A 24,864-nucleotide genomic window follows, 5' to 3' on the forward strand; every position below is an offset into this window, starting at 1 on the left:
GACGGTCGGAGGTCCGCGGCGACAGGTGGCCGGCTGTTGCCGGCGTGGGGTCGGGGTGGGGTCGGGGTGGGGTCGGGTGCGGGCTGGGTCCGGGCCGGTCAGAGGACCTTGCTCAGGAAATCCTTGGTGCGCTCCTGCCGCGGGTGGTCCAACACCTGTGCGGGAGATCCTTGTTCGACGATGCGGCCGGCGTCCATGAAGGCGACCCGGTCGGCGATCTCGCGGGCGAAGCCGATCTCGTGGGTGACGATGACAAGGGTGGTGCCGCTTCTGGCCAGATCCTTGATGACGGCGAGCACCTCGCCGACCAGTTCGGGGTCGAGCGCGGACGTCGGCTCGTCGAAGAGGATGACCCCGGGCCGCAGGGCGAGGGCACGGGCGATGGCCACCCGCTGCTGCTGTCCGCCCGACAACTGCCGAGGGTAGGCAGCGGACTTGTCCGCCAGTCCCACGCGGGCGAGCAGATCGCGGGCCAGCCGCTGGGCCTCGGGCCTGGACAGCCTGCCGGTCGCCACCGGCGCCGCGGCCACGTTGTCCAGCACGGTCAGGTGCGGGAAGAGGTTGAAGTTCTGGAAGACGAACCCGATGCGGCTGCGCTGGCCGAGGATGACGCGCTCGCTCAGTTCCTTGAGCCGCTCGCCGTGCCTGCGGACCCCGATGAGCTCGCCGTTGAGGCTGACATGACCGACTTCCGGCTTCTCCAGGTGATTGATGACCCGCAGCAGGGTCGACTTGCCGGATCCCGAGGGTCCGAGGATGACCGTGACCTCTCCCGGCCGGACGGTCAACTCCACACCGTCCAGCACCTGGTGGGAGCCGTACCACTTGTGCACGTCGTGCACCTCGACCGCGGCGGGCCGGATGTCGAGCGTTTCCACGCTCCCGGCCGCGGGGGCCGGGTGTGTCGACCCGCGCTCCGGAGCCGCCCCGGTCCGCGCCGTCTTCGTACGCGCTTCGCCGCTCATGTCGCCGTCTCCCTGCGGAGTCGGGCCCGCGCGTCGCGCAGACCGTTCCGTACCTTCTGCAGCGGGGTCGGCGGCAGGGTGCGCAGCGCGCCCCGCGAGTAGTGCCGCTCGACGTAGAACTGGATGACGGACACGACGCTGGTCAGGATCAGGTACCAGGCGGTGGCGACCAGGAGCAGCGGCACGATGTCGCCCGGATAGGTGCTGCCCATGCTCTGCACGGAACCGAACAGGTCCAGCAGGGAGACGTAGAAGACCAGGGAGGTTCCCTTGATCAGGCCGATCAGCTGGTTCACGTAGTTGGGGGTGATGGAGCGCAGCGCCTGCGGGAAGACGATCCTCGCGAACTGGTACCGCTTCGGCAGGCCCAGCGCGGAGGCCGCCTCGTGCTGGCCCTGGTCGACCGAGAGGAGGCCGCCGCGCACCACTTCGGAGGCGTACGCCGCTTCGTTGAGGCTGAGTCCGATGACGGCCACGGCCATGTCGGTGGCGAGGCGGGACTCGTCGAAGGAGAAGAAGGCCGGCCCGAACGGCACTCCGACACTCAACGTCTTGTACAGGGCACTGAAGTTGTAGAGGAAGAGCAGGACGACGATGAGCGGCACCGAGCGGAACAGCCAGGTGTAGACCCAGCTCACGGCACGGAGCACCGGGCTCGGCGAGAGCCGGGCCAGCGCCAGCAGGATGCCGCCCAGCAGTCCCAACACCGCGCTGTACACCGCGACTTCGAGAGTGATGAGGAGGCCGTCGAGGATCGTCGGGCGCAGGAACCAGTACTGGAACCGGTCCCACTGGTAGAAGGGGTTGGTCACCAGACCGTGGGCGATCTGGGCGACCAGCACGAGCACGACGGCCGTGATGATCCAGCGGCCGGGACGCCGGAGCGGAAGGACTCGCTGCGCCGTCAGGGGCTTCGGCGCGGCGGGGACGTCGGAACGGGGGATCACCTCGGCGGGCGGCGCTGATCCGGAGGACACAGCTATGCCCGGAGATTCACTCATGGAGAGCTCCAGCGGATTCGGACACCCCGGACCACGGCGAGCGGCAGCGTGGTGTGGAGCCGGTACGGCTCAGCACACGACGCGACACGGGCGCACGGGGAACGAGGGCTGGACGGAGAGAGGGACACCGCGACAGCGGTGGTCGTCAGAGGCTCGGAAGAGGAGCCGTCAGCCTTGGCGGAGGGTGCGACACGTGCCCGTACACAGTGCGCTGTTGACGCGCAGAAGGTCTACGGAGCGGTCCGCGCACAGCACGTCGCGGCCGAGGCGCCGCCATGCGGCCGTCCCGTCAGCTGCGTACATCGCTGTCACCATCACTTCTCCGGCCCTGGGGCATCTCGTTGTGGGCCGCACGTTAGGCCCGGCCCGAAAAGAATGTCAATGCGCGTGCCCACCAGGTGAGACCGCGTCACCCGCCTTCTTGACGGCGCCGCGGGGCGCGTCGAGACTGGCATGGACGGTCACGATTGTCAGCGCCCACGGCGCGGGTTCGTCCCGCTCCTGTGGTCATCGGCCCCGGCTCGCTGACAGGCAACCCTTCCACCGCGACGGGGTGCCCCGGGTGACGACCGGGTCCCGCCGGTGCGGTGGGGCAAGCGTGGTCTCGCGTCCCGCGAGCCCAGGAGGTGGGACCGGTGAGAATGCCGAGGAACGACTTGACGAGGCGCCTGCACATCGATCTGTTGCGCGTCTCCAGCGCCTACTGATCCGCTGCCGGCCCGTTCGGTCCCGGCCCGCGCGTCCGGCGCGGTCGCTTCGCATTCAGCCGCTCATCGCCCATGCCCACAAGGCGGCGATGGCTTCCTCGTTCCCCCTAGGGAGAGTCATGCCCGAGACAGCTTCGCGCGGTTCCAGCACAGCCGGATCCCTTCCCTGCGGCCAGAGTTCACCCACGCACACCGCTGACGAGGAAAGCGTGTTCACCCGTACCGGTGGCCAGAGTCCGTTCCCTTCGGCCACCCGCTCCAGGACGTCCACGCCTCCCCTGCTCCCCCGTACCGCCCACAGCCGCATCGGTGTCGGCCTGGCCGGCGGCTTCTACCCGGCGCCGCACCGCTACGAGGTGTATCTGGCGGCGAGTTGTCCGCGCTCTCTGCGTATCTCGATCACACTCGGCCTGCTCGGTCTGACGAACTCGGTCGCCACGACCCTGCTCACCCACCCCGCGGGAACACCCGACGCCTTCGCCTCCCTGCGCCGCGCCTACGAGGCCACCGAGCACCACTACGGCGGGCCGTTCACGGCGCCCGCGCTCTGCGACCGCTGGACCGGACGCATCGTCAGCAACGACACCTCCGACATCCTCCGGGACCTCACGGGCCTGCCGTCCGGGCACGCGGCGGGTCGCGCGCCGTCGCTGCTCCCGCCGTCTCTGGCGACCGACATCGAGGCCCTCCGGGACCTCCTCGACCGGGATGTCACCCCGTCGGCACACCCCTCGGACCGCACCGCGGCCCTGGACCTACTGGACTGCCAACTCTCCAGCGCCGCCTACATGTTGGGGGACAGTCTGACGGCGGCGGATGTGGACGTCTGGGTGGCTCTCTCCCGACTCGCCCCGGCCGGAACCCTGTGCGCGCACCCTCGCCTGCGCGACTACGTCCGCCGCCTCGGTGAACTCCCCGCCTTCCGGACCGGGAACGACGGGGTGCGCGCCGCGGCGTGAGACCCGGCCCGTGAGGGGAAGGGGCCGAAGTCCTCGCACGCCTCTCCGAGGACCACCGCGGGCCCTGTCGAACGGGCTCCCCGGAAGCGGGAGCCACCCCGGGTCAGCCGGCCGCTTCCTCGCCCGTCTCGCACTCCACGGACCTGGGTGCGGGCACCGGTGCCTGGGCCTTGTCGACGGTGGCGCGCAGGGTGCGTACCTGGGGCGACAACAGGGCGGCCGCCGTGGCCAGGACGATCAGGGCGGCGCACCCCGCCAGGGCCCGGTCCGTACCCACGGCGGTGGCGACGGGCCCGGCGACGAGCAGCCCGAGCGGTGCGAGAGCCAGGGAGCCGAACCAGTCGTAGGAACTGACGCGGGAGAGAACCTGCTCCGGGATCTCCCGCTGGATGGTGGTGGCCCAGAGCACGCCGAAGACGTCCGACGCGACGCCCGCGCCGAACATGGCGCCGGCGATCAGCCAGACCGGGGCCGCCACGCTGAGCAGCCCGATCGGCAGGGCGGCCGGAAAGGTGCACAGGACGGCGACCAGGAGAGGGCGCCGCACGCGGACCCGGGCCGCGAGCCCCGCGCCGGCGACGGTGCCGACGGCCTGCGCCGCCACGATGACCGACCACGCCCTCGCTCCGCCGAAGTGCTGCTCGGCCGTCAGCGGGCCCAGGACCCCGACGTTGGCGTTGAGTGCCGCGACGACCACCCCGTACTGCGCCACCACGGTCCACAGCCACTGCCGGGAGGTGAACTCCCGCCGGCCCTCGCGCAGATCGGCCCATCCCGACGTCCGGCGGCGCGGCCTCGCGGTCACCCGCAGCCGGGCGGTCAGGAGCGCGCTGAAGACGAACGACGCGGCGTTGAGCGCGAGTGCCCACCCCGGGCCGACCAGCGCGACCGTGACCCCCGACAGGGCGAGTCCCAGCAACAGGGAGCTGTTGGTGGCCATCCGCAACAGCCCGTTGGCCCGTTGCAGCCGCTCCCGTGGCACGACGAGCGGCACCATGCCGTCCATCGCCGGGGCGAACAGCGCCGACGCGGTTCCGGCGGCCACCGCCAGCAGACACATGGCCGCAAGGGGCGCGTGCCCGGTGAGCACCATCGCGGCGAGTCCGGCGTAGGCCCCCGCCCCGAGGACGTCCGCGAGCACCATCAGCCGCGAGCGCGACATCCGGTCCGCGATCACTCCCCCCACGAGGACGAACGCCAGTTGGGGCACGGCCTGGCACGCGAGGACCAGCGACAGGCGGCCCGCGCTCGCTCCCGGCAGGGCGAGCACCGCGAACGCGAGCGCCACGCGCGCGAAGCCGTTGCCGAGCACGGAGACCACCCGTGCGGAGGCGAGCAGGAGGAACCGCTGGTCGCGCCACAACGTCGATTCACTCAGGGAGACCGTCACGGCCAGGCACCCTAGAGGGCCCCGGCCGGCGCACGACGTGATCCAGCCAGTCGCGGTTACTCCGCGCCCATGCCGCAGCCCACTCCGGAACCCGTGGCCGCGGGGCCGCTCCGGGCGACGGTCGTCAGGGAGCCGGCGCCCGTGAGGACGGCGGGCGCCGGGTCCGCCGGGCCCTGAACCGTCGGCTTGCGGAGCAGCAGCAGCGCAGCGTCGTCGTGCAGCCGTCCGCCCACGTGGGCCTGCAGTTCGGCGTCGAGGGCGTCGAGGGTGGCCGCCGGCTCGTCGGACACGTGCCGGGCCAGGCCCTCGGCGAGGGGATAGAACGCCCGGCCGTGGTCACGGGCTTCGGTGACTCCGTCGGTGTAGAGGAGGAGCTGGTCACCGTCGGCCAGCGGCAGCACCTGCAGGCTGGGCGTCTCACCCGTCAGCCCGCGCAGTCCGAGCGGCGGTGCCGGCTGGGCGGGATCGACCGACGACACGTGTCCGTCGGCCCGGACGTGCAGCGGGGGCGCGTGTCCGCAGTTGACGACCTCCAGCCGGCCCGGCTCCGGGTATCCGGCGACCACGGCGGTGACGAAGTCGTCGAATCCGAGGTTGCGTGCCAGGCTCCGCTCGATCCGGCCGACCACGGCGAGGAGGTCGGGTTCGTCGTAGGCGGCCTCGCGGAAGATGCCGAGCACGAGCGCGGCGGTGCCCACGGCGGGAAGTCCCTTGCCACGGACGTCGCCGATGATCATCCGGACACCGTAGGGCGTGGGTACGAGCGCGTACAGGTCTCCGCCGATGCGGGCCTCGGCCGCGGCGGCGCTGTAGCGGACCGCCACCTGGAACGGCCCGACGCTCGACGGGATGGGTGCGAGGACGGCGTGCTGCGCGGCTTCGGCGACCGAACGAACCGCCGCGAGCACCCGCTCACGGCGCCACCGGAGCGCACTGGCCAGGGCGCTCGCGAGAGTGACGGCGGCCAGGGCGGAGAGGACGGCGGCCGCCTCGGCGCTGTGGACACCGCCCTGGATGCCGAGCAGCGCGCTGAGGATCCCGGCGAGGAGACCGACGCAGAGGACTCCGCGCGGCCGGCTCGTGGCGGCGGCGAGCGCGGGAGCCGCGGCCAGCAGCGACAGCCAGATCACGGCCGTTCCGGCGGCCAGGTCGACGAGCACGACGGCGGCGACGACGAGCAGGGGAAGCACCGGGGTGCCGAGGGCGACGTGTGCGGCGGCGCGCTTACCGCCCGCCGCCGCTCCGGTACCGAGGATCCGGTTCCTGCCCGCACCTTTCCGTCCGTGTTCGCCGACGTACTCTCGGTCCTGACTCATATCCGGGCGCAGTCCTCACCTAGATTCTTCCTGAAATGTCCGTTTCATCTAGGAAATACGTTCGAGGTAAGTACCGCAAGGAGCGGGATTTCAGATAGTGAGCGACAGCCCCCGCGTCACCCGGTTCGCCGTCGGGATGAGCCGCGTCAGGACCTCCCGGATCCGGGGCAGCCGGTCGGCGGGCAGCGAGACACCGAGCGAGCCGAGCGTGTCCCCGCTGTAGACGGGCACGGCGACGCAGACAGTGCCGAGGGCGTACTCCTCCAGGTCCGTGACCGCGGGCGCCACGGGCGACGCGGCGAGCCGGCGCAGCAGCTCCGGCCGGCTGGTGATGGTCCGGGGGGTGAGGTCGGCGAGGGAGTGCCGGGCGAGGTAGTCGTTGCGGGACTCCTCGTCCATCTCGCGCAGGACGGATTTGCCGAGCGCGGTGGCGTGTCCCGCGTCCTCGAAACCTACCCAGAGGTCGACCCGGGGCGCCCGGGGACCGTCGACGATCTCCGCGACCCGGATCTCGCCCTCCTCGTAGAAGGTGAGGTAGGCGGCGCTCGCGAGTTCGTCGCGCAGCGCGGCGAGCGTGGGGCGGACCCGGCCGAGCAGTTCCTGCCCGCGGCCCCGGGTGTGCAGCGTGCGCACCTTGTCACCGAGGATGAACCCGCCGTCGTCGAGCTTGCGTACGTATCCGTCGTGGACCAGGGTCCGCAGCAGGTGATAGGCGGTGGCCAGCGGCAGGCCCGTCTCGCGCGCCAGCTGCTTCGCGGGCGCGCCGTTCTCGTGCGCACTCACCGCCTCCATCAGGCGGAATGCCCGCTGAACGGAGGTGATGAGCGTCGGCCCGTCGCGAGCTCCCATGTGACCAGGGTGCGCCGAGGTCACGGGACCGGCAACGCGCACGGGACGGAGGGCGGTCGCGGTGGCCGCGGACTCAGAGGCGGGTTGCCCCTCCGGGCGTCAGGCCGGTGCCCCCGAGCCGGGTGAGCAGGCCGGCGAGCCGCCCCGTCTCGTCCTCGGTCCAGGCGGGTTCGGCGAACACCTCGCGGGCGACGTGATCGGCGGTGGCGCGCATCTCCGCCAGCCTTTCCCGGCCGGTACCGGTCAGCGCCGCGTAGGCGACCCGGGCGTCACGCGCGTCGGCGTCGCGCCGTACGAGCCCGATGCGCTCCAGGGGCACCAGCCCCCGGGTGACGCCGGAGGCGGTCAGCCCCAGCGCCTCGGCCAGATCCACCCGGCGCATCCGGTCGCCCGGCGCCTGGGACAGCCGCAGCAGGAGGGTGAAATCGGCCAGGCTCACCCCGTGCAGCCCGCTGAGACTCGCGTCGAACCGCTTCACCAGGGCGGCCTGCGCCCGCATCAGACGCAGGGCCGCGTCCAGTCCCGAACTCATTGACACCTCCTTGACTGCTCAAGCATAGGCGCACGCGAAAGCGGCCAGGAGGTCTACGGGATCAGGGGGTCGCGCTCTGGGCGATCGCCCGCCGTTGCCGCTTGCCGAGGGGAGCCTGGGAGAGATCCTCACCCTGGGCCCTGAGGCGCTTGAAACCGTAGCCGCGTCCGACGAGCCAGGCCGTCGCGGCGGTCTCGGCCCGTTCGACCGCGTCCAGGATGTCCTCCTCGGCCTCCCCCTCGTCCAGGAACCGGAAGGTGAAGGCCGGGCGGGCGGCCAGGTCGTAGCTGAGGTGTCCCTCGGCGGTGAAGGCCGCCTGCAGGACGTCGTGCTCCGCCGCCCCGGTGAGGAGTTCGGCGCGTTGCTCGGTGCTGAGTCCGTCGAAGACGCCGCGGACGGTGATCCGGAAGGTGCGTGTGGTCATCCGCGCAGCCTAACGAGCGAGGTCCGGACCGCTCCACCGGGTTTGCGACGCTCCCCGCCCCGCACGGGCGGGGACCGGAGAGGAGTCGCTCCGGTCCTCACCCGTGGTCAGGAGTGCTCAGTGGTGGTGGCAGTCCCAGTGGCCCTTGACCCACTGGTGGTCCCAGTGGCCGGGGACATAGACCCACTGGTTCTTCCAGTCGTGACTGTGATGGCCCGGGTGCCAGCCGCCATGGCTGTCACGGAAGCCCTGGTGCCAGGTGTCGTGGTTGACCCACTTCTTGACCCAGTGGCCAGGAACCCACTTCTTCTCCCAGTGGCCCTTCTTCCACTCGCAGCGGTCGTGGTGACCCTGGTGGTCAGCGGTCACCACTGAAGGCGCGGACGTCGGCGTCGCAGCTGCGGCGGCGACACCGGACATACCGAGCGCGGCACCACCGGCCAGCAGGCCTGTCGCGGCGGCACCGGCCAGCAGGCGCCGGGTGCTGATGCGTGTGGTCATCGGACTCACCTCCCTAGAAAGCGTCATCGGCGTGCACAAAGGAAGCCGACGTGAGGGGAGTTCGCACCCTGGGCACTGGTACGCCCCGAGGCTCACGATGTGCGGGACACAAGGTATACGGAGCTGTAAAAGGTATGTATGAGGATAGACCCGTACGAGTTTCCGGGGGCACCGGGGCCGCGACCCCGGAGCGAAGGCCGATGCCCCGCCCGGGCCGGACGGCCCGACAGTCATACGCGGGGCGGGGTGGCTACGAATACACGGTGACGGCGAGGCCCGGCCGGAGAGCGCCCCGGGCTGCGGAAACAGCCCTCGGGCAGGAGAGTCGAACGGACGAGAAGCAAGCTACGGACGGATTCTGGGAGCGATGTCCAAGAGCGGCCAGGACGGAAGCGGTTCGCCACGGCGATCCTCGGCGGAGGCGTGGCTCGACGCCCGGCTCAAGCGCGCCGCGACGGGTGACCACGACGCCTTCGCGGACGTCTATGACACGCTCGCCCGGCCGGTCAAGGGTCTGATCTGCCGTGTACTGCGGGACGAGGCGCAGGCGGAGGAGGTGACGCAGGACGTGATGGTGGAGATCTGGCGGACGGCGGACCGCTACCGCCCCGAACTCGGCGCCGCCCGCGCCTGGGTGCTCACCCTGGCCCACCGGCGGGCCGTGGACCGGGTCCGGCACGCCCAGGCCAGCACGGCCCGCGAGCAGCGCAGCGCACTACTGGCCGAGGACCGCCCCTTCGACGAGGTCGCCGAGACGGTCGAGCGCCACGAGGACCGGCGGCACGTCCGGCACTGCCTCGCCGCCCTGGAACGGCACCAGCGCGTACCGCTGATGCTCGCCTACTACCAGGGCATGACGTACCTGGAGGTGGCCGCGTGTCTGGCCACTCCGGCCGGCACCGTGAAGTCCCGGATGCGTTCCGGGCTGCGGCAGCTCCGCAAGTGTCTGGAGGCCAGGTCATGACCGCCGAGGACCAGCACCAGCTCGTCGGCGCGTACGTCCTGCACGCCCTGCCGCCCGCCGAGGAAGCGGCGTTCGACAACCACCTGGCCGAGTGTGCGGCCTGCCGGGAGGAAGTGGCGGAACTGTCCGCCGTCACCCTCGAACTCGCCTCCGGCCACGAGGCGGAGCCCTCCCCCGGGCTGCGCGGGCGGGTCCTCGACCAGATCACCCGCACGCGGCAGGAGCACACCGCGCCCCGCGCCGCGATCCGCCGTCGCAGCCGGGTCCTGCGGGTGGCGCTCGCCGCGTGCCTCGCCCTCGCCGCCGCGATCGGCGGCGTCGCCGTCTGGCAGCACCAGCAGGCCGACGAGGCCCGCGCGGAAGTGTCGAGCGAGCGGGCGAAGTCGGAGGTCGTCACCGACATCATCACCGCCCAGGACGCCACGATCACGACACAGAAGCTGGACGACGGCGGCGACATCAGCGTGGTGGCCTCCCGGGCGCAAGGCCGCGCGGCGGTCGTCGCCGCGGATCTTCCGCACCTCGGCAAGGACAAGGTCTACGAACTCTGGTACGCGGCGAAGTCCGGCGACCTGCGCCCGGCGGGCCTGCTCCCCGGTTCGGGCGGCGGCTACGCCCAGGTGCTCAGCGGCTCACTGGAGGACGTCGCCGCCGTGGGCATCACGGCCGAGCCCGCGGGGGGATCGGAGCAGCCGACCACCGAGCCGCTCGGCATCGTCACGGTGCCCGCATGACCCTCTTCTTTCGCCGTGTCATCAGCACCGGCTCGCGAGGCCGCTCGACGCCCTCACCTGGGCGCACTTCACCCATCACACAAAGCATCAGAACGCGATATTTCCCTTTTGATGCGGTTAGCACTTGATCATCCTATGCTGATGTCAGGGAGGGCTCTGGTGGCAGTAGTCGGCCGGTCCTGAACCGGCGGGAAGCGGGCTTCCATGGCTGAGCGGTTTAAAAGGCTGGGGATTATCGGCGAGATGTCCGCCGAGTTCCTCGGCACGATGATTCTCATCCTCTTCGGATGCGGCGTGGTGGCCCAAGTGGTCGCGGGCGGAGCACTCACCACGCCACCGGGCGGTCTGGGCGACCACGACAGCATCGCCTGGGCCTGGGGTATCGGCGTCACCATGGGTGTCTACGTCGCGGCACGTATCAGTGGCGCGCACCTCAACCCCGCGGTGACTCTCGCGCTCGCCACCTTCAAGGGGTTCCCCTGGAAGAAGGTGGCGCCCTACATGGTGGCGCAGACGATCGGCGCCTTCGTGGCGGCGCTCATCGTGCGCTGGAACTACACGGACGCGCTGGCGAAGGCGGACCCCGGACACACCATCAAGACCCAGGGCGTGTTCTCCACCCTGCCGGCCAACGGCAACCCGAACCTGCCGGTCCACGAGTGGGGCGCGTTCCGCGACCAGATCATCGGCACGGCCATTCTGCTGCTGGTGATCCTGGCCGTCACGGACCTGCTCAACACGCCTCCCGGGGCGAACATGGGCCCGTTCATCATCGGTCTGCTCGTGGTGGGCATCGGTATGGCCTGGGGCACCCTCGCGGGCTACGCGATCAACCCGGCCCGTGACTTCGGCCCCCGGCTCGCGAGCTTCATCACGGGATACGGAGGAGCCTGGCGAGATCAGTACGGGAACATCTACTTCTGGGTGCCGATCATCGGCCCCCTGATCGGTGGACTGGTCGGCGCGGGCATGTACAAGCTCTTCGTCGGCAGGTTCCTGCCGACGGCGGAGCCCGAGCCCCCAGGACGCATCCCGGTCTCCGAGCAGCCCAAGCCCTGACACCCACAACTGAGGCGGCACTTCATGGCTGACTTCGTGGGCGCGGTGGACCAAGGCACCACCAGCACCCGATTCATGATCTTCGACCACGCCGGCAACGAGGTGGCGAAGCATCAGCTGGAACACGCACAGATCCTCCCGCGCTCCGGATGGGTCGAGCACGACCCGGTGGAGATCTGGGAACGCACCAACTCGGTGATCCAGAACGCCCTGCGCCACGGCGGCCTGTCCGCGGAGGACCTGGCGGCGATCGGCATCACCAACCAGCGCGAGACCACCGTCGTGTGGGACCCGCGCAACGGACGCCCGTACTACAACGCCATCGTCTGGCAGGACACCCGCACCGACTCGATAGCCGCCGCCCTCGACCGTTCCGGCAAGGGCGACGTCATCCGGCGCAAGGCGGGCCTGCCACCGGCGACGTACTTCTCCGGGGGCAAGATCCAGTGGATCCTGGAGAACGTCGACGGCGTCCGGGAGGCGGCGGAGCAGGGCAACGCCATCTTCGGCAACACCGACGCCTGGGTCCTGTGGAACCTGACGGGCGGCCCCGACGGCGGCATCCACGCCACCGACGTGACCAACGCCAGCCGCACCATGCTGATGGACCTGGAAACGCTCGACTGGGACGACGAGTTGCTGGGCTTCTTCGGGATCCCGCGGGCCATGCTGCCCACCATCAACCCGTCCTCCTCCGCCGAGGCGTACGGCACCACCCGGACCTCCCGGCCGCTGCGGGCCTCCATCCCGATCGCCGGAGTGCTCGGCGACCAGCAGGCGGCCACGGTCGGACAGGTCTGCTACGCCCCCGGCGAGGCCAAGAACACCTACGGCACGGGCAACTTCCTGGTCCTCAACACCGGGACGGAACTGGTCCGTTCGGAGCACGGCCTGCTGACCACCGTGGCCTACCAGTTCGGTGACAGCCCCGCGGTCTACGCCCTGGAGGGGTCGATCGCCGTCACCGGCTCGGCCGTGCAGTGGCTGCGCGACCAGATGAAGATCATCAGCGACGCGGCCGAGAGCGAGACACTGGCCCGCACCGTCGAGGACAACGGCGGGATGTACTTCGTCCCGGCGTTCTCGGGCCTGTTCGCCCCCTACTGGCGCTCCGACGCCCGGGGAGCGATCGTGGGGCTCGCCCGCTACAACGACAGCGGGCACCTGGCCAGGGCGACCCTGGAGGCCATCTGCTACCAGAGCCGCGACGTCGTCGAGGCCATGGAGCAGGACTCCGGAGTCCACCTCGATGTGCTGAAGGTCGACGGCGGCGTGACCGCCAACGACCTGTGCATGCAGATCCAGGCCGACGTGCTCGGCGTACCGGTCAGCCGGCCCGTGGTCGCCGAGACCACCGCGCTCGGCGCCGCGTACGCGGCGGGCCTGGCCACCGGGTTCTGGTCCGACACGGACGAACTGCGCACCCACTGGCAGGAGTCCAAGCGCTGGGAGCCCCAGTGGTCGGAGGACCGGCGTCAAGAAGGCTACGCGGGCTGGAAGAAGGCGGTGGAACGCACACTCGACTGGGCGAAGGTCGAGTAGAGCGGCCGTTCGGTCCCGCGCCTGATGCAGGGTCGCGAGGTTCAGCCCCTGACGCGTTTCACGTCAGGGGCTGAACGCTGCGCCGGGCCTCCCGCACGGAGAACTACCGGTGCGGTCCGGCGCCCGGTCCGCCCGCGGCGAGGCACTCGGCGACGACGGGCCACGTACCGAATGATCACCCCCGGTCACGCCCCCACCGCCGTGGGCTCTCTATGCTCGGGGGCGACCATGTGAATTCAGAGGAGCAGAGCAATGAGCGAGAACGTCTTTTTCGAGGTCACGGCCGACGGCGAGCCGATGGGCCGCATCGAGATCAAACTCTTCGACGACGTCGTCCCGAAGACGGCCCGGAACTTCCGTGAGCTGGCCACCGGCGCGCACGGTTACGGCTACAAGGGCTCGCCGTTCCACCGGGTCATCCCGGACTTCATGCTCCAGGGCGGTGACTTCACCCGGCAGAACGGCACGGGCGGCAAGAGCATCTACGGTGACAAGTTCGCCGACGAGAACTTCACGCTGAAGCACACCCGCCCGGGTCAGCTCTCGATGGCCAACGCGGGTCCGAACACCAACGGCTCGCAGTTCTTCATCACCACGATCGTCACCGACTGGCTGGACAACAAGCACGTCGTCTTCGGCGAGGTCGTCGAGGGCATGGACGTCGTGAAGGCGATCGAGGCGCTCGGCAGCCGCTCCGGAGACACGAAGAAGAAGATCATCATCTCCGACTCCGGCACCGTCTGAGCGGTCCGGCGACCGGGGGGTCACCCACGGACGAGTGCCGACGGAGGCGGCGGTTCGACCGCCGCCTCCGTCGGGCGTCCCCGACCCCGGGCCTCGTCGGCCGACGGCGCGCGCCGCCCTGACGGCCGGCGCGCCCTCCTCGGGCAGGCCGACGTGACGTAACTGACGCGCCTGCTTGCGATCACCTGCCGCGCCCCCGCGACGGCCTCGACCGGTACGCGGGCTCCAGCGCCTCCCCCATGAGTTCCCCGTCGACGTGGGACCCGTACACCTCGACGGGTGTCGAAGACCGTGATGCCCCGGTCCGACAGGCGAGGACTCAGGACCCACCGCTGCCCCGGGCGACGGGCCCTGCCCCCTGAGCGCTCCGGCAGGAAAGAGTTCGGCCTGATTGGTGGCCGGATCTCGCCCTCCGCACGGTCGGACCCCCTCCGATGGGTAGCCCTAGCCAGACGCCGAGGCGCGCGAGGGTTGGGGGGAGCTGGCCCGAGTGACATCCAGGGGGAGAACGCCCGGGAAAAGCTTGTCGGGACGGGCGCAGCGACGCTCGACGGTCCGGCGGCTGCGGGCGCAGGGGCGGTACGGTCCCGGGCTGCGCGAGGTACTGCCCGCGCTCGCCGGGGTCGTCGTCGTCCTCTGCGCGGTCGTGGCCGGACTGGTCGTGGGATACCGCGTGGCCGGCGTCGCCGTGCCCCTCGGCGCGTTGGCCCTCCTCGTCGTTCTCGGCCCGGCCCTGGCTCGCCGGCACCGGCCGCTGGCCCGGCGGCGGCTCGGCTTCTACACCGCCGAGGAACTCGCGGAGCTGGACGCCCAGGGCCTGGCCCTGGCCGTGTCGCGGATGCTGCGGCGCGACGGCTGGCGGGTGCTCCCCGCGCCGCGGGTCCAGGACCGTCCCCGTGTCCGCGCGCGGGACGGCTTCGGGCAGCGTCTGGAGGTGGCGTTCCGACCCGTGGCCGAGCCGCTGCCGGACGAGGACCCGCCCGCGCCCTCACGTCCCGGTCGTGCGGAGTCCGCGGGCGCCCCGCTCCGCCTCCTGGTGCACCGGGGCGCCTTCAGCCGCCGCGACGTCCAGTGGGCGCACCGCCAGGGCGGTGTCCACCTCATCGACGGTTCCTGTCTCACCCGGTGGGCGCACGGCACACCGCTGCACGAACTGAGCGAGTCCCCGTGAGCGCGCGCCTGCGTCGCCACCGGCTTCCGCGCGGCCCTCCCCCGGCGCGATTCCCGTCGCCGCGGAAGGCATCTGCCGGGACGCCACAACGCTCACTCGCAGCCCTCGGACAACAGCGGTTTCATCGACAACATCCGAGGTCAGCGGCATGGACGTAGTCCGACCAGGTACTTGAAGGAAAGCCCTTCGCACCGGCCGACGGGCCGAATAGCGTGCGAGGACCCGAGCCGCGCCCCACCCGTCCCGCGGTCCATGTACGCCGGGCCCGCATCCCCACGAGGAGACCGGCATGTCGTACGACAGTTCCGCCGCCCGTTCCGCGCGACAGCTCCACGGACAGCACGACGACGACGCCACCATCCCCGTCCGCCTCGTCCCGGACACCGGCGAACAGCCCCTGCGCGACGCGGCGTTACCGCGTGCCTGGACGGGACACCATCGTGATCTGCGCATCCTGCGGCGCGCCTATCGTCGACAGCGGCGGGTGACCACGTTCGCGGTGCTCGGCTACTTCACCCTCTTCCTCGGACTCTCCGCGGGCGCCCCCGACTTCATGGACCGGCCGGCCGCCGGCGGTCTCTCCGTGGGGCTGCTCCTCGCCCTCTCCCAGATACCCGCCACCTGGCTCGCCGTGCTGCTGTACGAGGGCACCGCGCGCCGCTACGTCGACCCGCTCGCACGCCGCGTGAACCGCAGTGTCCCCTGGGCCGGCGGCGAGCAGGAGCGGGAGCGGTGAGTCCCTTCACGGGCGCCACCCAGTCCTGGTCCCTCGTCGCCTTCAGCATCGCCGTCACGGTGACCCTGCTGCTGTGCGTGCTCACCGGCCCCGACAGCGACGACCTCGCCGAGTTCTACACCGGGTACCGCTCGCTGTCCCCGTTGCGCAACGGACTCGCCATCGCCGGCGACTACATCTCGGCGGCGACCGTGCTGACGGTCGGCGGAGTGATCGCCCTGTGCGGGTACGACGGTGTGGTCCTCGCTCTCAGCACGCTGCTGTCCCTGCTGGTGCTGATGTTCCTGCTCGCCGAACCCCTGCGGAACACGGGCAAGTTCACGATGGGCGACGTCCTGGCGCGGCGCATGCCCGGGCGCGCCGTGCGCATCACGGCGTGCGGTGTCACGATCGCCGCTCTCGTCCCGATGATGCTCGTCCAGCTCGCCAGCACGGGGCAGTTGCTGGCCTTCATCCTCGGATTCTCCGACAGCTCCATGAAGACCGGCTGCATCGTGGGCGTCGGCACGCTGATGATCACCTACGCCGCGATCGGCGGGATGCGCGGCACGGCGCTGATACAGCTGCTGAAGATGGTGGTGCTCCTCGGATCCGGGATCGTCGTCGCCGTTCTGATGCTCGGTCAATTCCATTGGAATCCGGCCGAGTTGTTCAACGCGGCGGCGAAGCGCAGTGGCGCGCCGCACGAGTTCCTGCACGGGGGGCTCCAGTTCGCCGGTGGCCCCCATCCCCGGCTCGACATGGTCAGCACGCAGTTCGCGATCGTGATGGGCGGTGCCTGTCTGCCGCACGTGACCATGCGGATGTTCACCGCGAACAGCGCCCGGCAGGTGCGGCGTTCGATGTCGTGGGCGGTGTCGTCCGTCGCCCTGTTCGTGATGGTCGCCAGTGTAATCGGTATCGGGGCGACGGCTCTGATCGGCCGGTCCCACATCGCCGCCGCCGACCCGCGGGGACACACGGCGTATCTGCTGGGCTCCCGCGCCGCGTTCGGTCCGGTGGTCTCCCGCGCCGAGACCCTGGTGTTCACGACGGTCACGACGGCGATCTTCCTCACCCTGCTCGCGTCGGTCGCCGGGATGACGCTCGCCTGCGCCAACTCTCTGGCCCACGACGTCTTCGCCGGCCGGAGGACCACGATGTCCCCGCAGCGCGAGACGGCGTTCGCCCGTGGCTCCGCCCTGGTCGTCGGCGCACCGGTGATCGCACTCGCGGTCCTCGTGCAGCACCGGAGTCTGCAGCCGCTCGCCACCATGTCGTTCTGCGTGGGCGCCTCGGCGATCGCCCCCGCCCTCGTCTACAGCCTTTTCTGGCGCCGCTTCACCCGCGCCGGCCTGCTGAGCACGCTCATCGGCGGCACGCTCGCCGTCCTCGTCCTGATGCCGGGCACCAGCCTGGTGTCGGGCTCCCCCACCTCGGCCTTTCCCGCGGCCGACTTCAACTGGTTCCCGTTCACCACGACCGGCCTGGTGTCCATTCCGCTGGGCTTCGCCTTCGGCTGGCTGGGCAGCATGCTCTCCGGCCGCCGCGCCGCGGACCGGGAACGCCAGGTGTACGAGGGGGTCGAGAGTCTGATCCTCGCGGGCCCGCGGCGGAAGGCGGCGCCCACGAGGGCGGACAGCGGGTGACCGGGACGGCCGGCGCGGACCAGGGGTGTCAGACCTCCTGGTCCGGCAGCCCGGGCAGGTTCCCGCCGACCGCGTAGGTGTCCTTGACCTTCACCTCCGCGACGCCGCGGCCCTCGGGGAACACCCCGCGCCAGTCCCCGGTCACGTGCAGTTCGTCGGTGCCCATCGCCCGGACGACCATGAGGCCCTCGTCGTAGGCCCGGTACGCCTTCATCCAGAGGTTCGCGAAGGCCTGCGAGCGGATGAGGTGCATCCAGTCGGGCCGGTAGAGCTCCCGGTTGTAGTTCGACTCCCCCATCGTGGAGACGAACTTGGAGTACATCGCCTTCACGTACTCCAGTGTCACCTCGTCGTCCTCGGCGATCGCCCGGTCCCGGGCGTCCTTGAGCGCGACGCGGAACTTCTCCAGCAGGCCCTCGGTCGCGCCGGAGGTGAACGACTCGTGGATCCGGGGAGGATCACACAGGCCGTACGTCGGTCCCGCAAGACGCAGCAGCAGCCGCAGCGTGGGTTCGGTGACCCACAGCGGGCCCGGCTCGTCGCGGTTGCCCAGGGGGTTCGGCAGGACCGCTTCGTGATCCCACGCGGAAGGCGTGACGAGGTGCACGCCGGCACGGCGACGGTCGTGCTCCGGTGACGTCGAGTGCTCCAACTGCCCGATCGGGAGATGGGTCTTGAGGGCCGACAGATAGGCGCCGTTGACGTCGAGCGCGGTGACCTCGTGCGTCCCGGGCGGAAGTTCGGCCCGGGTCCACTTGGGCCGGGCCTCCCAGATCCGGTCCGCGCCGCGGGCGCTCTGCTTGCGCAGCACGTCGGGGATCCAGGGGTGCGCCACCACGTCGTAGCGGCCGCCCCTGCGCGTCTCGTCCAGCAGCGCCATCGCGTCCGGGATGGCCCGCTTCACCAATGCGGCCGTGGCCGCCTCCACATCGCCCGCCGAGGCAGCGAGTTCGGCCGCTACGGCCCGGCCGATCAGGTCGGGTGCATCGGCGGCCTGCGCGCGTCGGCCGACCGGTACCACCTTCGTCGGCCTCGCCGGACGCCCGGGGACACTCCGGCCGGCCGGCTGCTCGCGCGGCGTCGACGCGGCCGGCTGCTCCTCGGTGACCTGACTCGGCTGCGGCGACGGTACGGGCGCCGCGCACTCGGCGGGATCGAGGTGCTGGGGGAATCCGGCGACCTGGTGCCGGGCCGGCTGCCCGCAGAGCACGCAGGGCCGGGGCTGCGCGAGGGCCTCGACGTCGTCGGCGGAATCGTCGCCCGCCCCCGCGTCCGTGCCTCCGTCGACACCGCCGTCATGGTCGTGCCGCGGGTCGCCGGGGCCGGTCTCGGTCTCCTCGGCCGCCACATCGACGGTTTCCTCGGCCCGCGCAGCCCGGTCCCGCAGTTTGGAGCGCGCGCCGTCGAGGAAGTACGCGTACTTCTCGCGGATCTCGCCGCTCGGATCCCGTCCGGACTCCCAGCCGCCGACCGTGGACGGGCCGACCCCGAGTGCCCTGGCCACCTGGGCACGCGAGAGGTTCACGCCCTCGCGCAGGGCCCTGCGCTCCTCGGCGATGGGCAGCGGAACCTCCTGCCGGGCTGCGGCGAGCAGGGCGTCGATCGTCTCGAAATCAGTCATCGTGCCGATTCCTCCCGTGCCAGAGGGAGGATCACGGTGGGACGCCGGCCCGGGGACCGGCGTCGGCCCTCGGGCAGCGCCTCGGAGGCCCGTGTCGGTCCGGACAGCAGGTCCAGCACGTCGATGCCGAAGTGGGCGGCCACGGCGTCGCAGTCGTCCAGGCTCCACGCGGCCGTGCCGGACTGACGGCGGCTCACCTGGGCCTGACTCACGCCCAGGGCCGTGGCGAGTTCGGTCTGCGACTCACCGGTCGCGTGCAGGAGCGTGGCCACCGCCGACCGGACCCGCTCCGCCAGGGTCATCCGCATACCGTGGAATCTAACACTCACATCCCATGCCTCATACGTATGGAGCATGTCTGGGCCAGGAGATCGAGAGGAACCTGCCGACCCCTCGGTTCCTCTTCGGCCACCCCATCATCCGGCCATCAGCGCTCAACGGCCGGCCAATAACGATCAACGAACAGTGCGAGGAAGGTCGTTTCGGTACTCCTTCCGCCAGTCCCGAAAGAACTCGGCTGGCCACCGGGGACGGTCCGTAGGGTCCGGAACATCGACGGGGCCGGAAATCCCCCGGCCGCGCGGTGACCAGGAGGGGACATCGGGATGGCGAATGTGGAGGTCTCCCTCAAGGAGACGATGACGTCGATCGAAGGCGCGCTGGGCGCCGCTCTCGTCGACTACACGAGCGGCATGGCACTGGGCACGCTGGGGGGCGGCGGCGACCTCGACCTGAACATCGCGGCGGCGGGCAACACCGACGTGATCCGGGCGAAGATGCGGACGATGGAGCACCTCGGGCTCAAGAGCGAGATCGAGGACGTGCTGATCACGCTGGAGAGTCAGTACCACGTGATCCGGCCGGTCAAGGGCCGTGAGGGCAACGGTCTGTTCCTGTATCTGGTGCTCAACAAGGCGACGTCCAACCTGGCCATGGCCCGCCACAAGCTCGCGCGCATCGAGGCGGACCTGGAGGTCTAGACGGCGGACCTCTCCTCGCCTCCGCACGCCCACGACTTGAAGACTTCTTCAATTGGGTACATCCAGATCAGGTCAATCCCCTGGGTGTGCGGAGGCGGAGCCGCGAGGATCGGTCCGTACGTCACCGCGCGTGGCGGCGCCTGAACAGCCGCCGTGCCGGTGGGAGAAGCAACCCGTCCGAGGCGGCAGGGAGCGAACGATTGACCAGACAGGTTCCCCTCTACCAGGCCAAGGCCGAGTTCTTCCGCATGCTCGGGCACCCCGTGCGCATCCGGGTCCTGGAGCTGCTGCAGAGTGGTCCCGTCTCGGTGCGCGACCTGCTGAGCGAGATAGAGATCGAACCGTCCAACCTCTCCCAGCAGTTGGCCGTCCTGCGCCGCTCGGGGATCGTGGTGTCCATCCGTGAGGGTTCGACCGTCAGTTACGCGCTGGCCGGCGGAGACGTCGCCGAGCTGCTGCGCGCCGCCCGTCGCATCCTCACCGAACTTCTCTCCGGACAGACCGAGTTGCTGGCCGAGCTGCGTCAGGCCGACCGCGACCCCGGACTGTCGGCCGGGCCGCACCCGGGGGCGCTGGTGACCACTGCGCCACCCCGGCCCGCCCCCGCGGTCCCGGGACGCTGACGGGGACCCGCCCGACCCACAGGACGGCAGCGCCCGGTGCGGGCCTCAGACCTTCCAGGACCGCAGCTGATCGGCGACCGTACCGATGGACAGGCGGGTGTCGCGGACCTTGCGCACGAGGTCGGACAGCGCGCCGTACGGCGGGTCGATGCCCTCGCCCGACTGGTCCATGTACTGGGCGGCGACGAACGCCGCGAACAGGCTGTTGCGGTGCGGCAGCGGCTCCAGCCGGACGATGGTGTGCATCAGCGCGGCCGCGCGCCACGCGGCGTCCGGGTCGGCCGAGGCGAGGGTCGGCAGCTTGGTCCGGTGACGGGCCACGGCCGCGACGAGCGCCGAGTAGTCCGAGACGGACATGTCCTCGTCGTCGAGGGCGGCTTCCTGGACGTCGAGCAGCCACGCGACGTCGACGTAGAGATGCATCAGGCGGCCGCGGCCCCGTCGCGCTCGGACGGTGGCACCTCGTCGGGGAACGCCTCGTCGAACTCCTCGCGCAGCCGGTCGGCCCACGCGGCGGCACCGGTGACGAACTGGCGGCGCTGCATCTCGCGCACCCCGAGGTCGTGCAGGTACTGCTTGAGGCTCTTGCCCTCGGCCGCGGCGGCCGCCCGCACGCCTTCGAGCTCGGCCTCGGTGAAGGACACATTCAGTGACGGCATGACCCGATGGTACCTAGTAGGTGCCTGGAGGGCGAGGGCCGGTACCTCCGGGAGGCCGGCCCCCGTACGCGCGAGGGCCGGGAGGCGTGCCGCGGACGCCGTTGCGCGACCCGGGACGGGGCCTCGGCGAGGGGGCGTTGTCAGTGGCGGCAGGCAGGATGACCTGCATGACAACTCCTGTTGCAGTGATCGTGGACGCCGTCGCCTACGCGCAGGCGGTCGAGGACGCCACCAAGGCCTCGGCCGCCTACTACGAGGGCGGCACGTCCGTGCTGGACGACGACGCCTACGACCGGCTGGTGCGGGGGATCGCGGCCTGGGAGGCGGAGCATCCCGACGCGGTGCTCCCGGACTCGCCGACCGGAAAGGTGGCCGGCGGGGCCGTCGAGGGGGACGTTCCGCACACCGTCGCGATGCTGAGCCTGGACAACGTTTTCTCGCCGGACGAGTTCACCGCCTGGACCGCGTCGCTGACCCGCCGGACCGGTCACGAGGTGGAGGCGTTCAGCGTCGAGCCCAAGCTGGACGGTCTGGCGATCGCCGCGCGCTACGAGCGGGGCCGGCTCACACGGCTGATCACTCGCGGGGACGGGACGGCCGGGGAGGACGTCTCGCACGCGATCGGCACCGTCGAAGGCCTGCCGGACGAGCTCTCCGAACCGGTCACGGTGGAGGTGCGGGGCGAAGTCCTCATGACCACCGCCCAGTTCGAGCACGCCAACGAGGTGCGCACCGCTCACGGGGGGCAGCCGTTCGCGAACCCGCGCAATGCCGCGGCGGGCACCCTGCGCGCCAAGGACCGCGCCTACACCGTCCCGATGACGTTCTTCGGGTACGGCCTGCTCCCGACGGCCGCGACACAGGCCGCGGTGGCCGGAGAGCTGGGGGAACTCGCGCACAGCGACCTGATGCGGCGGGCCGCGGGGCTAGGTGTGAACACCACGGCTGGCACGGCCGTTCCGGGGATCACCGCCGCGACGGCCGAGGAGGTCATGACCCGCGTCCAGGAGATCGCGGCACTGCGCCCGGAACTGCCGTTCGGGATCGACGGGATCGTCATCAAGGCGGACCTGGCCGCGGACCAGCGGGCCGCCGGATCTGGCTCCCGCGCACCGCGCTGGGCGATCGCCTACAAACTACCGGCCGTCGAGAAGATCACCCGCCTGCTGGAGGTGGAGTGGAACGTGGGCCGGACCGGCATCATCGCCCCGCGCGCCGTCCTGGAGCCGGTCGAGATCGACGGCTCGACCATCACCTACGCCACGCTGCACAACCCGGCGGACATCACCCGTCGCGACCTGCGGCTGGGCGACCACGTGATGGTGCACCGCGCGGGCGACGTCATCCCGCGCATCGAGGCGCCCGTCGCCCACCTGCGCACCGGCGAGGAACAACCCATCGTCTTCCCCGAGATCTGCCCGCGCTGCGGCTCCGCCATCGACACCAGCGAGCAGCGCTGGCGTTGCGAGCAGGGCCGCATGTGCCATCTGGTCGCCGCCCTCTCGTACGCCGCGGGACGCGACCAGCTCGACATCGAGGGCCTCGGCCACACCCGGGTCGTCCAACTCGTCGACGCGGGCCTGGTCGGCGATCTGGCGGATCTGTTCACGCTGACCCGTGAGCAGCTCCTCGGTCTGGAGCGCATGGGCGAGACCAGCACGGACAACCTCCTCGGGGCGATCGGGGCGGCCAAGGGCCGGCCGCTGTCGAGGGTGCTGTGCGCGCTCGGCGTCCGCGGAACGGGCCGCTCCATGTCCCGCCGGATCGCCCGGTACTTCGCCACCATGGAGCAGGTCCGTGCCGCGGACGCGGAGGCGATGCAGCGGGTCGACGGCATCGGCACGGAGAAGGCGCCGTCCATCGTCGCCGAACTCGCCGAGCTGGCGCCGCTCATCGACAAGCTCGCCGCCGCGGGGGTCAACATGAGCGAGCCCGGTGCCACCCCGCCCGTCGCGGCGGACGCGTCGGAACCGGGCGCGGAGGGCGACGAGCAGGCCGGAGGACCGCTGGCGGGGCTGACGGTGGTGGTCACGGGCGCGATGACCGGTGCGCTGGAGAAGCTCAGCCGAAACCAGATGAACGAACTCGTCGAGCGCGCGGGCGGCCGTTCGTCGTCCAGCGTCTCGAAGAAGACGAGTCTGGTGGTCGCCGGGGACGGCGCCGGTTCCAAGCGCGCCAAGGCCGAGACGCTCGGGATCAGACTCGCGGAACCGGAGGAGTTCGCGACGCTGGTCGCCGACTACCTGGCGTAAGGCGACGGGTATCCGATCCGAGGCGACGGGTGGGGCACGGCCCGTGGTTCCGGTGGTCGGCCTCGCCCCGCCCGTCAGCCGATCCGTCGTTCCAGCACCTGTCCCGGAGAGGAAGCTGTCGGTGGGGGTGAACCCGTTGCGCTCGTAGTAGGCGACCAGGTCGCCGCCGCCGCCCGCCCAGCAGTCGACCCGGAGCAAGGAGACGCCCGCTCGCCGGGCCTCCCCGACGGCATGGGCCAGCAGCACCGCTCCGATGCCCCGACCCGCGTTCCGGCGGTCGGAGACCAGCAGGCGCACATACCGCTCGGGTTCCTCCGCGGGCTTGATCATCGGCATCTGCGGGCTGGGCCCGGAGTCCAGCACCAGGGTTCCGACCGGGGTCCCGTCCAGCTCCGCGATGTAGGGGGCGCATTCGGTGGTGTACCGCCGCACCCTCTCCACCCCGCCCGAGGTGCGCGAGTACGGGACGGTGCCCCACTGCTCAGTGTTCCCCCGGCTGTTCATCCAGGCCACCGCCAAGTCCAGCATGTCCAGGACGGCCGGCGCGTCACCCGGGCCGCCCGGCCGGATCCGTAGGTCGTGCGTGCTGTCGTTCACGGGCGGAAGCCTAGGCACCCGCGGGCTCGGGCACGAGAGGCGGCCCTCAGGCGCACGAAGGGCACAGCCCCCGGTAGGTGACCTCGACGGCGGCCACCGTGAAGCCGAAGCGCTCCCCCGCCGGCAGGTCGGACAGCGGGTTCCCGGTCGGGTGGACGTCGCGGACGGTGCCGCAGCCGGAGCACACCAGGTGCTGGTGCGGGTGGTGCGCGTTCGGGTCGTAGCGCTTGGCGCGGCCGTCCGTGGCGACCTCGATGACCTCGCCCAGGGAGACCAGCTCCCCCAGAGCGTTGTAGACGGTCGCGCGGGAGATCTCGGGCAGGCGCTCCGCCGCGCGGGCGTGCACCTCGTCGGCCGTGAGATGCACATGATCGCCGTCGAGGACCTCGGCAACGACACGCCGCTGCGAGGTCATCCGCCAGCCACGCCCGCGCAGTCGCTCCAGCAGGTCACTCATGTTCGTTCACCTTTTCGGTTTCGGTGGGATGCCCGCAGTTTATCGGTGCAGATCCGGGATCCGATCGGATATGGGATTGGCGCCCTTCTTGACTTGGACTCTGTCCATCGTAGGATCGGTTCAGGCGCTAGCCAAGGGACAGGATGACTCCAGTACGGGCAGGAGAGACAGACATGTCGGGACCACCGTCGCGGGACTGCGCGGCGCCGGTCTGCACGTGACGACCTCCCAGGGCGCGAAACCGCATTCCGCCTCACGTCGCACACGGCCCTCCGTCCGCTCGCCGTGGCAGGACGCGTACCCCGCGCCGGACCGGTTCCCCCGGCTCGCCGCGCAGGGTGTCGCGCGTCCCGGCCGTCGGCTGTGCGGCCGGCGAGGCCCCCTGCCCGTGTCCGTCCCGGCATCGCGGCCTTCCCGTCGGCCCCATCGACGGTTCCGAGGCCGCCTCCCCTG

26 protein-coding genes, 1 pseudogene and 1 riboswitch are annotated in these 24,864 nt (G+C 71.1%); of the genes and pseudogenes, 13 read left to right on the plus strand and 14 right to left on the minus strand.

Features of this window, described 5'->3' with window-relative positions; translation table 11 throughout:
• Positions 1–98 precede the first annotated feature (98 nt).
• Positions 99–863, minus strand: coding sequence for an amino acid ABC transporter ATP-binding protein (locus ACIRQH_RS02685; protein ID WP_404223989.1), 765 nt, complete (start codon positions 861–863; stop codon positions 99–101).
• Between the two features lie 98 nt (positions 864–961).
• Positions 962–1,966 (minus strand): amino acid ABC transporter permease, encoded by a 1,005-nt coding sequence (locus ACIRQH_RS02690; protein WP_388865364.1) that lies wholly within the window; start codon positions 1,964–1,966, stop codon positions 962–964.
• Between the two features lie 459 nt (positions 1,967–2,425).
• Positions 2,426–2,571: riboswitch (SAM riboswitch) on the plus strand.
• A gap of 36 nt (positions 2,572–2,607) precedes the next feature.
• Here ACIRQH_RS02690 and ACIRQH_RS02695 point away from each other — a divergent pair.
• Together ACIRQH_RS02695 and ACIRQH_RS02700 are read left to right on the plus strand one after the other, a co-directional pair.
• Positions 2,608–2,673, plus strand: a complete 66-nt coding sequence (locus tag ACIRQH_RS02695) for a putative leader peptide (protein ID WP_323178258.1) — start codon at positions 2,608–2,610, stop codon at positions 2,671–2,673.
• Between the two features lie 209 nt (positions 2,674–2,882).
• Positions 2,883–3,632, plus strand: coding sequence for a glutathione S-transferase C-terminal domain-containing protein (locus ACIRQH_RS02700; RefSeq protein WP_404223829.1), 750 nt, complete (start codon positions 2,883–2,885; stop codon positions 3,630–3,632).
• A 103-nt stretch (positions 3,633–3,735) separates the two neighbouring features.
• On the opposite strand, the gene ACIRQH_RS02705 is transcribed toward ACIRQH_RS02700, so the two are convergent.
• The 6 genes from ACIRQH_RS02705 to ACIRQH_RS02730 all read right to left on the minus strand — a co-directional run bounded on the left by ACIRQH_RS02705 (position 3,736) and on the right by ACIRQH_RS02730 (position 8,644).
• Complete coding sequence (locus ACIRQH_RS02705; protein ID WP_404223830.1) at positions 3,736–5,022, minus strand: MFS transporter; 1,287 nt, start codon at positions 5,020–5,022, stop codon at positions 3,736–3,738.
• A gap of 56 nt (positions 5,023–5,078) precedes the next feature.
• Positions 5,079–6,338: a PP2C family protein-serine/threonine phosphatase gene (locus ACIRQH_RS02710; RefSeq protein WP_404223832.1), complete on the minus strand. Its 1,260-nt coding sequence runs from the start codon at positions 6,336–6,338 to the stop codon at positions 5,079–5,081.
• A gap of 90 nt (positions 6,339–6,428) precedes the next feature.
• Positions 6,429–7,187, minus strand: coding sequence for an IclR family transcriptional regulator (locus ACIRQH_RS02715; protein ID WP_358821311.1), 759 nt, complete (start codon positions 7,185–7,187; stop codon positions 6,429–6,431).
• 73 nt (positions 7,188–7,260) lie between these two features.
• Entirely contained in the window at positions 7,261–7,719 is a 459-nt protein-coding gene (locus ACIRQH_RS02720) for a MarR family transcriptional regulator (RefSeq protein WP_358821312.1), read from the minus strand.
• Positions 7,720–7,780: 61 nt separating this feature from the next.
• Complete coding sequence (locus tag ACIRQH_RS02725; RefSeq protein WP_404223835.1) at positions 7,781–8,143, minus strand: DUF6204 family protein; 363 nt, start codon at positions 8,141–8,143, stop codon at positions 7,781–7,783.
• A gap of 117 nt (positions 8,144–8,260) precedes the next feature.
• Entirely contained in the window at positions 8,261–8,644 is a 384-nt protein-coding gene (locus ACIRQH_RS02730) for a hypothetical protein (RefSeq protein WP_358821314.1), read from the minus strand.
• Between the two features lie 367 nt (positions 8,645–9,011).
• Between ACIRQH_RS02730 and sigK the strand changes: the two genes are divergently transcribed.
• From sigK to ACIRQH_RS02770, 8 genes are all read left to right on the plus strand, one after another.
• A complete protein-coding gene (sigK, locus tag ACIRQH_RS02735; protein WP_388865352.1) occupies positions 9,012–9,608 on the plus strand; it encodes an ECF RNA polymerase sigma factor SigK in 597 nt (198 codons plus the stop codon).
• A complete protein-coding gene (locus ACIRQH_RS02740) occupies positions 9,605–10,342 on the plus strand; it encodes an anti-sigma factor (protein WP_358821316.1) in 738 nt (245 codons plus the stop codon). Before sigK ends, ACIRQH_RS02740 begins: the two co-directional genes overlap by 4 nt.
• Before the next feature lie 204 nt (positions 10,343–10,546).
• Complete coding sequence (locus tag ACIRQH_RS02745; protein WP_388865350.1) at positions 10,547–11,401, plus strand: MIP/aquaporin family protein; 855 nt, start codon at positions 10,547–10,549, stop codon at positions 11,399–11,401.
• A 24-nt stretch (positions 11,402–11,425) separates the two neighbouring features.
• A complete protein-coding gene (gene glpK / locus ACIRQH_RS02750; RefSeq protein ID WP_358821318.1) occupies positions 11,426–12,943 on the plus strand; it encodes a glycerol kinase GlpK in 1,518 nt (505 codons plus the stop codon).
• Between the two features lie 252 nt (positions 12,944–13,195).
• Entirely contained in the window at positions 13,196–13,687 is a 492-nt protein-coding gene (locus tag ACIRQH_RS02755) for a peptidylprolyl isomerase (RefSeq protein WP_358821319.1), read from the plus strand.
• A 523-nt stretch (positions 13,688–14,210) separates the two neighbouring features.
• Entirely contained in the window at positions 14,211–14,858 is a 648-nt protein-coding gene (locus tag ACIRQH_RS02760) for a hypothetical protein (RefSeq protein ID WP_404223839.1), read from the plus strand.
• A gap of 289 nt (positions 14,859–15,147) precedes the next feature.
• Positions 15,148–15,594: a DUF485 domain-containing protein gene (locus ACIRQH_RS02765; protein WP_358821321.1), complete on the plus strand. Its 447-nt coding sequence runs from the start codon at positions 15,148–15,150 to the stop codon at positions 15,592–15,594.
• Positions 15,591–17,222, plus strand: a complete 1,632-nt coding sequence (locus ACIRQH_RS02770) for a cation acetate symporter (RefSeq protein ID WP_388865344.1) — start codon at positions 15,591–15,593, stop codon at positions 17,220–17,222. The genes ACIRQH_RS02765 and ACIRQH_RS02770 overlap by 4 nt, the downstream gene beginning before the upstream one ends.
• 28 nt (positions 17,223–17,250) lie before the next feature.
• Here the strand turns inward: ACIRQH_RS02770 and ACIRQH_RS02775 are convergent, their stop codons facing one another.
• The gene (locus tag ACIRQH_RS02775; protein WP_404223842.1) at positions 17,251–18,843 is read right to left on the minus strand and encodes a helix-turn-helix domain-containing protein; all 1,593 of its coding nucleotides are present in this window, start codon (positions 18,841–18,843) and stop codon (positions 17,251–17,253) included.
• Positions 18,840–19,151, minus strand: a complete 312-nt coding sequence (locus ACIRQH_RS02780) for a helix-turn-helix transcriptional regulator (protein ID WP_404223844.1) — start codon at positions 19,149–19,151, stop codon at positions 18,840–18,842. The genes ACIRQH_RS02775 and ACIRQH_RS02780 overlap by 4 nt, the downstream gene beginning before the upstream one ends.
• A 297-nt stretch (positions 19,152–19,448) precedes the next feature.
• Between ACIRQH_RS02780 and ACIRQH_RS02785 the strand changes: the two genes are divergently transcribed.
• Positions 19,449–19,823, plus strand: coding sequence for a hypothetical protein (locus ACIRQH_RS02785; RefSeq protein WP_358821325.1), 375 nt, complete (start codon positions 19,449–19,451; stop codon positions 19,821–19,823).
• Positions 19,824–20,023: 200 nt separating this feature from the next.
• On the plus strand, positions 20,024–20,446 hold the full coding sequence (locus ACIRQH_RS02790) for a metalloregulator ArsR/SmtB family transcription factor (RefSeq protein WP_358821326.1): 423 nt from the start codon (positions 20,024–20,026) through the stop codon (positions 20,444–20,446).
• Between the two features lie 45 nt (positions 20,447–20,491).
• Here ACIRQH_RS02790 and ACIRQH_RS02795 read toward each other — a convergent pair whose 3' ends face one another.
• Positions 20,492–20,869 (minus strand): toxin Doc, encoded by a 378-nt coding sequence (locus ACIRQH_RS02795; RefSeq protein WP_388865338.1) that lies wholly within the window; start codon positions 20,867–20,869, stop codon positions 20,492–20,494.
• On the minus strand, positions 20,869–21,105 hold the full coding sequence (locus ACIRQH_RS02800; protein ID WP_358821328.1) for a hypothetical protein: 237 nt from the start codon (positions 21,103–21,105) through the stop codon (positions 20,869–20,871). Before ACIRQH_RS02800 ends, ACIRQH_RS02795 begins: the two co-directional genes overlap by 1 nt.
• 158 nt (positions 21,106–21,263) lie before the next feature.
• On the opposite strand from ACIRQH_RS02800, the gene ligA reads away from it, so the two are divergent.
• Positions 21,264–23,357 carry an NAD-dependent DNA ligase LigA gene (gene ligA / locus ACIRQH_RS02805; RefSeq protein ID WP_388865336.1) on the plus strand — a complete coding sequence of 698 codons (2,094 nt, stop codon included), beginning with the start codon at positions 21,264–21,266 and terminating at the stop codon, positions 23,355–23,357.
• Between the two features lie 90 nt (positions 23,358–23,447).
• On the opposite strand, the pseudogene ACIRQH_RS02810 reads toward ligA, so the two are convergent.
• A pseudogene (locus ACIRQH_RS02810) lies at positions 23,448–23,954 on the minus strand (GNAT family N-acetyltransferase); the annotation flags it as partial.
• 46 nt (positions 23,955–24,000) lie between these two features.
• Positions 24,001–24,411, minus strand: coding sequence for a Fur family transcriptional regulator (locus ACIRQH_RS02815; protein ID WP_358821331.1), 411 nt, complete (start codon positions 24,409–24,411; stop codon positions 24,001–24,003).
• Positions 24,412–24,864: the final 453 nt, after the last annotated feature.

The organism is Streptomyces sp. NPDC102279, assembly GCF_044766365.1.
Classification (GTDB): Bacteria; Actinomycetota; Actinomycetes; order Streptomycetales; family Streptomycetaceae; genus Streptomyces.